Here is a 10,980-nt window from a genome sequence, read left to right on the forward strand (position 1 = left end):
GCATCTTGAGCATCCCGCCCGACATGGACTGCCACTTGGCAAGCTGATTAAAGATCTCATCTCCAGCGCGGCCCATGAAGTCGCAGTACATCAATTCCACGAGGGCGCGGCCCCCTTCGAGTGCGTAGCCCACCGAGGTGCCCACAATCGCGGCCTCGGAGATGGGGGAGTTAAAGAGGCGGTGGTAGGGCAAGGCTTCGGTCAGGCCACGGTAGACCCCAAATGCCCCCCCCCAGTCGCGGTTTTCTTCGCCATAGGCGACAAGTGTCGGATCGGCGTAGAATCGATCAATAATCGCCTCGAAAAGTTCGTCTTTAAAGCCAACGCAACGGGCTTCCGAGAGATAAGTGCCGTCTTCTGCGAGTCCCGTGCGGCTCTTGCTGGCGAGCTGCTTGGTACGTGGGTTCTCGTCTTTGGGCAGGAGCACCTCAGGAGCACGTGACGAGTCTAGGCTCTCGACACTCTCGTTGGAGTACATCGTGCTCTCCAAGAGATTTCCCACGGCAAAGAGATTGGCACGCGGCGAGAGATCCAGATCAATGGCCTTCTTGTAGGCGCGCAGTAGGAGATTGTCAATGCGCTCGTACTCTCCCTCAAAGTCCTCACGCAGGGAGACTCCCGCAGTGATGAGATCCTCACGGAAAGTGACCAGTGGGTCTACACGCTGCCACGCTTCGATCTCCGTTTTTTCGCGGTAGCTTGACTGATCCGAGGGCGAGTGACCACTAAATCGGTAGGTGATAGTGTCAAGAAGCACGGGACCTTCCCCTGCTTCAAGAAGCGCCTTCTTGCGGGCGATGGCATCAATGACCGCCAGTGGGTTGTAGCCATCCACGCGCTCTGCATGCATCTGATCGGCGTTCAGACCCGCGCCCAGCCGTGCCAAGATCCCAAAGCCCCCTGTCTCACCGACAGGCTGGCCACCCATACCGTAGAAGTTATTGACAAAGTTAATGATAATCGGCAAGCCACCTCGGACATAATCTGGCCAGAGGGTCTTGAACTGATCCATGGTCGCAAAGCAGAGCGCTTCCCAGGTGGGGCCACAGCTGGCGCTCGCATCACCAATATTGGCAATCACGATGCCTTTTTTCTGGTTGACCCGCTTGTATAGAGCCGCTCCCACTGCGATATCTGCCGAGCCACCGACAATGGCGTTGTTGGGGAAGACACCAAAGGGTGTAAAGAAGGCGTGCATGGAGCCGCCCATGCCCTTGTTAAAGCCTGTCTCACGGCCGAAAATCTCGGCGAGGGTGCCGTACAAGAGAAAGTCAATCGCCAGCTCCTGCACGGAGCTGTTAGCATTATCTTTTTCCACGACCCGCAAGACCGAGCCATTGTCGTAGCTGCGCATGATCCCGAGCAGAGTTTCGTCGTCGAGCTTATCAATGGCGGAGAGGCCCTTTGCCAGAATCTCACCATGGCTTCGGTGGGAGCCGTAGAGGTGGTCATTGGTATCCAGAAGATAGGCTTGACCCACCGCTGTCGCTTCCTGGCCGATGGAAAGATGGGCAGGTCCACGGTGGTCGTAGGGGATACCGCTGTACTGTCGCTGGGTCTTGACCTCTTGTAGCAATCCCTCAAATACTCGGATCACCGCCATATCATGATGAATACGTCGCAGGTCGGAGTCTGAGTAGCGGCCCCGCTCCTCGGCGAGGGTTTTCTGGTACTGGTTGACGGGAATCGGGTCAAAGCTGACATGTCCCGGCTTTCGAACGTCTTCCGGGATAATGGAGATGGACTTAGGCATAGCGCCCTATTGTAGCCTATTTTGCCCAAATCTTTTGAGTACGATATAACACACTGGATAAATTTATGTCTCTACGTTCTGCTCTCTCAAATATCACAATGGTACGGAAAGCCGTGCGCCTTTTTATTGCGTTAGGGGATAATGTTCGCCCCATTGTACAACGCCCTTTGATTAAAGAATTTATTATGGCAGAGCCCTTTGAACGCGTTTTTGATGCAGGATGTGGCACGGGAATGTACACGGTTATAGTCTTACCAAAGGCCAAACACGTTTCTGCGCTTGACTATTCCGAACAGTCTATCGCTAAACTTCGTACTCGCCTTGCACATCATAAACACCTGGATCTATATCAAGGATCGGCTACGGATGTTCCCTTCGAAGATAGTTCTTTTGATTTAATTCTTCATTGTGAAGTTCTTGAGCACATTCAGGACGACCGTAAGGTTTTGTCCGAGTTATACCGTGTTTGTAAGCCTGGAGGGCGTATGGTGATAAGCGTACCTCACCCGCCTGCTCCTCTTGACGATCCTAACCATGTTCGTGAAGGATACACTCGTGAGCAGCTGACAGCTCTGCTGAACGAAGCCGGTTTTCAAGTGGAAAAATGTCGCTACTGTATGTTTGGGCTTAGTAAGAAACTAATTGCGTTCGAAGACAAATGGTTTAACACAACTCATCTGCCTCTCCCTACACTGATTTATGTTCCGCTTTATATAGAGCGATGGATCTCTCGAAATTGGGGCACAGAAAAACAGCCTTACGACATGATTTTACAAGTACGTAAGGCGGCTTGATTTTTAGACTGTCAGGAGCGTTTTGTTGGTGCGGGATGCCGCTACGGGAATGGCAGGCAAGGACGTAATGCGTGGATAGAGGGCTTGCTTTGCTCGCTCGGCTTTCGTCTCCGCCCGGTCGGCAACCTCATCTACTTCATGGCCTGGAAGCCCAGCTTCGCGGAGCTGGGTGCGGCTGATATTGAGATCTTCCAAAACGGGCTTGCGGATCTTGGCGAGATACATTTTAGGGCCGTAGATTCCTGAGGCTTCAATCTCCGCGCCGCGTTTTTCCCACTCCGGGATAAGAGCGTGGGCGGGCATGGCAAAGTTGTCAAAGACATACTTAATATCGGCGATGGTGCCTTCAGGGTCGAGGGTCATGTAGGTCTTGACCCCCTTGCGGAAGAAGTTATAGTGGGCGCTCTCGTCGGAGGAGAGCCAGCGCAGGGCTTTGTCCAAACACGGATCACCCTCGCCGTTTTCATGGACGAGCTTACGCAAGTTGGTGTAGTTCAGGCCCGTGGCGAGCTCCTGGATCATGGTGTAGCAGATCATCTGGCGCGGCGTCTCAAACGGGAGCTTCCACTCCGCCCCCAGCAGGGAGCGCTCGAAGTCCTCCATCTCGTCCTCGGTGCGCTTGCCTGACGCGATCAGCCAGCGCTCCAGTGCGAGGGAGTGCTTACTCTCTTCGTAGCCCCAGTTTGCCTGGAAGAGTGTGCGGCCTTTAGACTTCCGAATGAGGGCCATGATCTTGCTGGTATAGTCGGGCAGAAACGACTCCACGGCGCAGAACGACTCGATAATAGAGACAACGAGTTCTGATGCGTTTCCTTCTGCGGCGGCCCAGGGAATATCAGTGTCCACGTTCCAGCGGCGCTTCTCTTCGGCGTTCTGGAAGTAGCGCAGGTAGTGCTGGTAGAAAGTCTCCTCCATCTGGCACTGAACGCTGGCGCTCTTAAGAGGCGTCACGGGCTCATCGGGCCAGTGGGCACGGCCTTTCTCACAGTAGGCGGCAATCTGCTGTTCCTCGCTTAAGGAATCGTTATCCGGCAGGGGATCGTAGTTAGGGACTTCGCTCATGGTATTACTCTGAGCGTATCGTACCCTTGAGGTCAATGCTAGGCATGGGTCAAAAGTCCTGAATTTATTGCCCTGCTGCCCTGCCCCTTCTCCCCAAACCTGGGAGGAGGGCTATATTTGGTACAATGCAGGCTATGCGAATGATTGGCATGGCGGCACTGGTGGCACTGGCAGCCCCAGTGCAGGCTCAGACTCCTTCTGTATCTCTGAACTTTAGTGTGGCCGCAGATCAGCTCGCCGTGGCCGCACCCGAGGCGAAGGCGGCGGCGATGGAGGGCTGGCAGCAGCCCTTTGCAGCGTGGGCAGGGCTGGAGAACCCTGCCAGTGGTCAGGCATCCCGTGCCGACTCCACGGTCTGGGTGGCTCGCAGTGGGGCGCACCTGGGACTTGCGGTTACCAACCCGAGCACCACCGAGAATGCCATGGTTGCCGTCAGTTTGAAACTCAAGCGCGGTGCATGGCGCATTGAGTTTGCTGCAGGGAGTGCCGACGGAACTGTGCGGGCATGGAAGGCAGGCGGGACGTTTCTTGCCAAGCCGGGCATGGTCACCAAGACGATCTTTGTTAAAGCGGGGGAGACGCTCTTTGTTCGTGCGATTGAGACCTTAGCGGAGGCCGATACTTCTTGCCGTGCTGCTCAGGCGCTACTGCCTGGCAAACTTGTCTCGACACGCGCTCGGATTGGCGAGGCGCAGGAGTTTTGTGGGCGGGGCAAGCCGGAAAAAGTGATTGAGAAGATCCACGAGGCTCTTTCTGATCTCACGGGACAGTCGGGAGCGGCTATTGGTCGGCTCCGAACCGCCCTCTCCGAGGTGAGCGCTGCCGTTCTGAATCTCCGTCTTCAAGCTAAGGCCGAGGGGGCGGGCACCAAAATTTTATTAGTCAATGGCGAGAGCCGCGCCTTGCCCGGAGGACGGTTTCTTTTGGGAAGCGGCGCAAAGTCTTTTGGCAAGCTCCCTCTTAGGACGGTGGCCTCAGCAGTGCTCCCAGGCAGTGGGGAAGCGCTTGTTCAGTATGCACTCGGCGATGGAACCGCGACACTTTCCGCACGGGTTGGCCCTGGCACCGAGCTTCCGCTGATTCTCGCCCGGCAACTTACGGCAGTCGTGGCTGCAGTACCTAAACCCACTCCAACACCTGCCCCTATGAAACCGACTCCAAAGCCGACGGCTAAGCCCCCCGTAAAGATGGGGCCGAAGCCTGCACCGATCAAGTCCGCGACCGTATTTGTGACTCCTATGCCCAAAGTAACTTACCCTATAACCAAGACCGTTGAGGTGGCTGATACCTACCATGGTGTCATCGTGTCCGATCCCTACCGCTGGCTGGAAGACGCCAACTCCGATGAGACCGCTGCCTGGGTGACGGCTCAGAACGAGGTAACGGGAGCCTATCTCAAGCCCATGCCCGCGCGAGCTGCCGTTCAGAAGCGCCTGACGGAGCTCTGGGACTACGAGCGCTATGGAATCCCGAGCCGTTATGGGAATCGCTACTTCTTTGCCCGCAACGATGGGCTCCAGAACCAGGCCGTGCAGTACGTCGCCGATAGCCTAGATGCTGAGCCCCGCGTTTTGATTGATCCCAACACGCTCTCAACCGATGGTACCGTGGCATTAGGGGGCATGAGCCTCTCCGAGGATGGCAGTAAGCTGGCCTACTCCATTGCCCGCTCTGGCTCCGACTGGCAGGAGTGGCATGTCCGCGATGTCGCAACAGGGCAGGATCTCCCTGACAAGATCGAGTGGAGCAAGTTCAGCGGTGCCTCGTGGCTCAAGGATGGCTCTGGATTCTATTACAGTCGCTACGCTACGCCGGAGCTGGGAACCGCGCTACAAGAGGCCAACTACAACCATAAGCTCTACTTTCACCGACTGGGAACACCCCAGAGCGCCGATGAGCTAGTCTACGAGCGCACGGATCACCCCGACTGGAACCTGGGGGGCATGGTCAGCGAAGATGGTCAGTGGCTGGTGATCTATGCCAACAAGGGCACCGAGCGCCGTAACTATCTCTTCGTCAAGAGCCTGCTTGAGTTGAATGCACCGGTTCGTGATCTTTTGGTTACAGGAGATGCGTCCTACAACGTAGTCGGCAACGACGGCAAGATTTTCTATGTCATCACCGACCAGAGTGCCCCGCTCAAGAAACTCGTCGCGGTGGACAGTAGCAACACGCGTCCGGCAGCGTGGCGCACCGTGATCCCGGAGAGCAAGGACACCCTCCAGTGGGCCAATCTTTTTGGGCAGAAGCTGGTTGTCGGGTACCTAAAAGATGCCCGATCCCAGGTACGGCTGCATAGCCTCACGGGTGAGCTTTTGCGTGACGTGGCTCTGCCCGGGATCGGAACCGCCAGTGGCTTTGATGGCAAGCGCGAGCACACCGAGACTTTTTTTGCCTTCTCCAGCTACACCAGCCCGACCACAATCTACCACTACAATATCGACGAGGGGGTTAGCACGGTCTTCAAGGCTCCGAAAGTTGCTTTTGACTCACGCCAGTTTGAGACAAAGCAGGTCTTTGCGACCAGTAAAGATGGCACCAAAGTCCCGATGTTCCTTACCTACAAAAAGGGGCTGGAGCTGAGTGGCAAGAACCCCGTTTATCTCTACGGCTATGGTGGCTTTAATATCCCTCTGACTCCTGGCTTCTCGGTTGCGATGCTTCCTTGGTTGGAGCAAGGCGGTGTCTATGCTGTGGCGAACCTACGCGGTGGCGGTGAGTACGGCAAGGAGTGGTACGAGGCCGGAACCAAGCTACGCAAGCAAAATGTCTTCGACGACTTTATTGGGTGCGCTGAGTGGCTTATCGCGCAAAAGTACACCAGCCCCTCTAAGCTTGCTATTGCCGGTGGCAGTAATGGAGGGCTCTTGGTCGGCGCGTGCATGACCCAGCGGCCTGAGCTCTTTGGCGTGGCGCTCCCTGCTGTGGGAGTCTTAGACATGCTCCGCTTTGACAAGTTCACGATTGGTTGGGCTTGGAAGAGCGACTACGGTGACCCGGCTAGTGAGGCGGATTTCAAGGCATTGATGGCCTACTCGCCCTACCACAACCTCAAGCCCGGCACACGCTACCCCGCGACTCTGGTGACAACATCGGATCATGATGACCGCGTCGTCCCGGCTCACTCCTTCAAGTTTGCTGCCCGGCTTCAGGCCGCGCAGAACCCGAGTGGCCCGCCCACGCTCATTCGGATTGAGACGAAAGCGGGCCACGGTGCAGGCAAGCCCAAGGGTAAGATAATCGAGGAGCAGGCCGATACCTGGGCCTTTGTGATGCGGGCGCTGGGGATGGCCGGAAGCTAGGCCGACTCTGCTCGGATTTTCTCCAGCGCAACTTTCTGCTCCGCCCCGAGCTTGGCGAGAGAGGCCTTCCACTCGGCTTTGTAGGGCTTGAGAGCCTCGATCAGCACCTCGGCCATGGCGACATTGCGAAACCACTTGTTGTCCGACGGCACGACGTACCACGGGGCGTTCTCCATCGAGCAGCGCTCCAGGACATCGTCGTAGGCCGCGCTGTAGTCGTCCCAGAAGCTACGCTCCGTCCAGTCACTGGGGTTGAGCTTCCAGGACTTCTCGGAGTTGGCCTCGCGGTCTAAAAGCCGCTTCTCTTGCTCGTCTTTGCTGACATGCAGGAAAAATTTCACGACAATCACGTTGTTATCTGTTAAGAGATTCTCAAAGTTATTGATATCTTCGTAGCGCTTCTCCCAGACCTCTTTTGGCGCGAGGTTGTGTACCCGCACGACCAGGATATCCTCGTAGTGGCTCCGGTTGAAGAAGACCACCTCGCCCTTGCCAGGCGTTTGTTTGTGGATGCGCCAGAGAAAGTCATGGGCACGCTCCTCAGGAGTGGGCACTTTAAACGCCGCCACCCGTGTTCCGCCCGGATTCATCGCGCCTGCCACGCTCTTAATCGCGCCGTCTTTTCCTGAGGCATCGCGGCCTTGGAGCACCACAAGCAGCGCATGGGTTCCTGCGGCCGAGAGCAGCTCCTGGAGCTTTCCTAGCTCAATGGCTTGCTTGGCAAAGCGCGTCAGCGCCTGCGCCTCGGTCATGTCTCCGTCAAGTTTAGTGGGGATCGTGGTAAAGCTTACCTTACCGGGGTTGTCGAATTTCTCGCATAGCATGGGGGGATTATACCAACCCCGTCACTGCATGGACGATCAGGCCAGATTCCCCGTTGGTGCTGTCAATCGTTACCTGGCCGCCACCCAGGATCGTGAGGCTACGCAGACCGGGTGCAACGGTGCGTACACTCGGGTCGGAGAGCGCGGAAGCGTCCGTTGCGGTGGAGAGATTCACGCCGTAGACCAGCGCCGTCTCTTTGCCGTTCACGTTTACCCTGCCCACTTTCGTCCCACGTTCGGCCTTGTGCGTGGCCGCGACGATCAGCCGTAGCTCTGTGGTGCCGGGCAGCTCCAGGGGGAGTGAGAGCGGCGCGGGCTCGGTGAGTTTTCCGGCAAGCAACATCGAGGAAAGGCGGTAGAGAACGCCATCGCTCAGGCGTGCCTCGCGTGCCTTGCCGGGGAACTGTACCAGGATCCCGGCGCGAGGCTTGATGGGCTGGCCACTTTTATCGCTCCAGAGGCGCGTGAAGACCTCGCCTGCATCCCACTTGGGCTTCGTTGCGCCGCCGTTCCAGAAGTGCTCTGCCGCCAGCACCATCGCCACAAACTGTCGCCGTTCCGGGCCATCCAGAACCTCGGCTTTCGACTCGTAGCCACACCACGTTGTCTGCAAGCCGCCCCACGCGCCGACGTCGGCAGCGGCTTTCGAGAAATTGGCGACGTTGCCCGGATTGAACCACGTGCAGGCCACAACCCGTGAGAAACCCGCGTCATGGAGCTTCTTGAGCGACGGAAACTTGTCGTGCGCTCCGTACTGCCAGTCAAACATCACCACGTCTTTAGGAAGCCCGTCGCGGAGCATTTTTGCATCGGCAACGCTTGGAGCCGTGCCAAAACACGGCACCACTTCTGAGGGATGGAGCGCCATGTCGGCCCACATCCACATCTCTTTGCCGCGCCGCTTGTGAAACGCCTGCCAGTGCCGGGCATTGCTCACAAATAAATCCGCAAATGTCCGGGGGGCCGAGCGAAACGGGAAGCGCCCGCGCATCGTCACTTCGTCGAGCCCCGCATGGAATGCGGGGGCACCAAAGAGATCATCCGCCTCCGCGATGAGCTTCTCCAGATAGCCCACCGCGGCGGGGTTGGAGATATTCACGGCGTAGGGAAGCTCGGGATCCTCGGCAAACATTCGGTTCTGCGGCTTGTTGAAAAGCCACTCCATGTGCCCGTAGCTCTGCACCAGCGGCGTCATCGTGATCCCATGCACCTTGGCAAACGCCACTTGCTCTCGGATTGCTGCTTTCGTGCCGCCCCAGCTTGGGGCCACCGATGGATCACTCTCCCACTTGAGCTGCTCGCACTGGATCACCAGGTGGTTGAGCTTAAAGGGCGAGAAGAGGCGCGCAATCAGCTTTTTCTGAAACGGGAGCGCGTTCTGCCCATGAAACAGATGCACCCCCCGAAAGCCCAGCGTCGGCCAGTCTTCAATTTCAACAGAATGGATTAAATCGTTCTTGCCATTGTTTTCTATTAACTGTAAGAGTGTCTGGGCTGCCCAGAGCGTTCCCGCTTCGTCGTTGCCGGTAAGCTGGATGCGGTCTTTGCGGACGGAGATTGTGTAGGACTCTGGCTTCCCTCCTCCTGGAATCCCTCCTCCCCCCGGCCCCCTCCTCCCAACCCTGGGAGGCAGGGCTGAGAGGAGGGGGAGAGTGTTCTTGAGGAGCGCAATCGCACGCTCCGCGCCGGGGCCAATGACTTCGATCTTGGTCTTGTTGGTCAGGCGCACGGGCGGGCCGGTGACCATGAGCTTCTTGGGCGTAGGAATTACCAGCGGCGTCTGTGCCACCTGCGGCACAAACGCATCATGACGACTCTGGCTTCCCCCTCCTCTCAGGATTGGGAGGAGGGGGCCGGGGGGAGGAGGGGAACCCACCGTTACCGTAAATACCGCCGCCTGCTCGCCGCCTTCAAAGCGCACCACTCGGGCGGGGGAGCCCAGACCTAGCCAGAAGGTCGGGGCGGCTTGTGCCCACTCGAACGCCTCGGTGCGGGCATCGAAGCAGACGGGTTTTTCGTTCGTTCCTGTGCCGTGCCAGCCAAAGACGACTTGTCCGAGCTTAGTCTCAAACGCGAGCTTCGTAAATGGCGGCCCGATGCGCCGCGCCTCCTGCGAGCCCGTCAGAGGAGTGATCGGAATTTTGGCGAGGCGCGTGTCGCCGCTGACAGACGCACCTTCCAGTAAATTCGCGTTCACGTAGCCCGCCGCCCACTCGATCTCGGCGGGAATATCTTGCTTCAGGCGGTAGCGCAGGGTTGTGGTAACAGAAGTCTTCGTGACCAGCCACTCAAACGCCACAGCAGCGCTCTCGTTTTCGGCGCTCGCCTCTGCTAGCCAGCTCTCCCCAATCTTGCGCCAAGCCGTCTCGCTCCAGCGTGCCGTGGTCGGATTAAAGAGCACCCCGCTCCAGCCCGCTTTCACCAGATAGAGCGTCGAGCGGCGGATCACCGGCACGCCGTCGAGGGTAATGCTGAGGCCACTGGCAGGCGTCCAGGTCACGGTAAGACGACCGATAGAGAGAGGGCTCATAGGTGCACCAGCTTAATCGTGATCGTGCGCTCTGAGCCAGCACCCGTGATGGCAAACGCGGTGTCTTTGAAGCGCGGCGGGCCGATGCGGATCTTAGGGTCGCGGGAGAAGCCGAAGCCCTCTTTGGGAATCCCGAAGGCTTTCGCATCCAGCTTCGCATTGCCATTTTCATCATGGAAGAGCGTGACGGCGTAGCTGCCCGGCGCGAGCTTGGGGATTGTAAAGTGTGCGGTTTTCTCGGGCGAAATCACGCACTGTCCGCTGGCAACGGCTTTCTCGCCTTTGTCGGGGAAGCCCTCTGGGCCGGAGAAGAGCGAGTAGACCATCTGGCCTTTTGTGCTTCGCATCCCCGATACCTCAACCGTGAGCGTCGTTTCTTGTGGCTTCTCGCCCTCGGCTAATGCAATAGGGTAGCGCTGCTTCACCCAAATAAGCGCCTTTTCACGGAACGCCGGAGCCGCATTGAGTACCAGTGCTTTTGTGTCTGCCCCTTCCATGCGCAGGGGCCAGGCAACTCCGGGATCGAACTTCTCCGGTAGCATGAGTTTTAGGGCCAGCTCCTCGCCGCTGAGCTCCACAAGACGGGTTCCGTTTTGCATGAGATTATTTTACCTCCTACCCGGAAGAACGAGTCTTCCGGCTTAAGAGGGCTACGGGCACCTCCGTGCCCAATAGACTCTCTTGGCTGCGAAGGCAGCCGTCGCCCTCTTAAGCC

7 protein-coding genes are annotated in these 10,980 nt (G+C 57.8%); 2 read left to right on the forward strand and 5 right to left on the reverse strand.

What is annotated here, in order from left to right:
- A partial coding sequence (locus RMO15_RS30515) for a thiamine pyrophosphate-dependent enzyme (protein ID WP_309722146.1) occupies positions 1-1,753 on the reverse strand: 1,753 nt, incomplete at its 3' end.
- 65 nt (positions 1,754-1,818) lie between these two features.
- Here RMO15_RS30515 and RMO15_RS30520 point away from each other — a divergent pair.
- A complete protein-coding gene (locus RMO15_RS30520) occupies positions 1,819-2,547 on the forward strand; it encodes a class I SAM-dependent methyltransferase (protein ID WP_309722148.1) in 729 nt (242 codons plus the stop codon).
- A 3-nt stretch (positions 2,548-2,550) separates the two neighbouring features.
- On the opposite strand, the gene RMO15_RS30525 is transcribed toward RMO15_RS30520, so the two are convergent.
- Positions 2,551-3,609: an acyl-ACP desaturase gene (locus tag RMO15_RS30525; protein ID WP_309722150.1), complete on the reverse strand. Its 1,059-nt coding sequence runs from the start codon at positions 3,607-3,609 to the stop codon at positions 2,551-2,553.
- A 1,187-nt stretch (positions 3,610-4,796) separates the two neighbouring features.
- Between RMO15_RS30525 and RMO15_RS30530 the strand changes: the two genes are divergently transcribed.
- Positions 4,797-6,911, forward strand: a complete 2,115-nt coding sequence (locus RMO15_RS30530; protein ID WP_369016184.1) for a prolyl oligopeptidase family protein — start codon at positions 4,797-4,799, stop codon at positions 6,909-6,911.
- Here RMO15_RS30530 and RMO15_RS30535 read toward each other — a convergent pair.
- The 3 genes from RMO15_RS30535 to RMO15_RS30545 are packed head-to-tail and all read right to left on the reverse strand — an operon-like array spanning position 6,908 to position 10,864.
- Complete coding sequence (locus RMO15_RS30535; protein WP_309722156.1) at positions 6,908-7,735, reverse strand: PPK2 family polyphosphate kinase; 828 nt, start codon at positions 7,733-7,735, stop codon at positions 6,908-6,910. The two genes, RMO15_RS30530 and RMO15_RS30535, sit on opposite strands and share 4 nt — an antisense overlap.
- A gap of 7 nt (positions 7,736-7,742) precedes the next feature.
- Positions 7,743-10,265, reverse strand: coding sequence for a glycoside hydrolase family 20 zincin-like fold domain-containing protein (locus RMO15_RS30540; protein ID WP_309722158.1), 2,523 nt, complete (start codon positions 10,263-10,265; stop codon positions 7,743-7,745).
- Positions 10,262-10,864: a DUF2141 domain-containing protein gene (locus RMO15_RS30545; protein ID WP_309722161.1), complete on the reverse strand. Its 603-nt coding sequence runs from the start codon at positions 10,862-10,864 to the stop codon at positions 10,262-10,264. The genes RMO15_RS30540 and RMO15_RS30545 overlap by 4 nt, the downstream gene beginning before the upstream one ends.
- Positions 10,865-10,980 lie beyond the last annotated feature (116 nt).

Origin of the sequence: Armatimonas sp. (genome assembly GCF_031410135.1) — a bacterium.
Classification (GTDB): domain Bacteria; phylum Armatimonadota; class Armatimonadia; order Armatimonadales; family Armatimonadaceae; genus Armatimonas.

Coding starts and splice junctions, on each gene's coding strand:
- RMO15_RS30525 (WP_309722150.1), bottom strand. CDS start 3,609: ATGAGCGAAGTCCCTAACTACGATCCCCTGCCGGATAACGATTCCTTA.
- RMO15_RS30520 (WP_309722148.1), top strand. CDS start 1,819: ATGTCTCTACGTTCTGCTCTCTCAAATATCACAATGGTACGGAAAGCC.
- RMO15_RS30545 (WP_309722161.1), bottom strand. CDS start 10,864: ATGCAAAACGGAACCCGTCTTGTGGAGCTCAGCGGCGAGGAGCTGGCC.
- RMO15_RS30535 (WP_309722156.1), bottom strand. CDS start 7,735: ATGCTATGCGAGAAATTCGACAACCCCGGTAAGGTAAGCTTTACCACG.
- RMO15_RS30530 (WP_369016184.1), top strand. CDS start 4,797: ATGGGGCCGAAGCCTGCACCGATCAAGTCCGCGACCGTATTTGTGACT.
- RMO15_RS30540 (WP_309722158.1), bottom strand. CDS start 10,265: ATGAGCCCTCTCTCTATCGGTCGTCTTACCGTGACCTGGACGCCTGCC.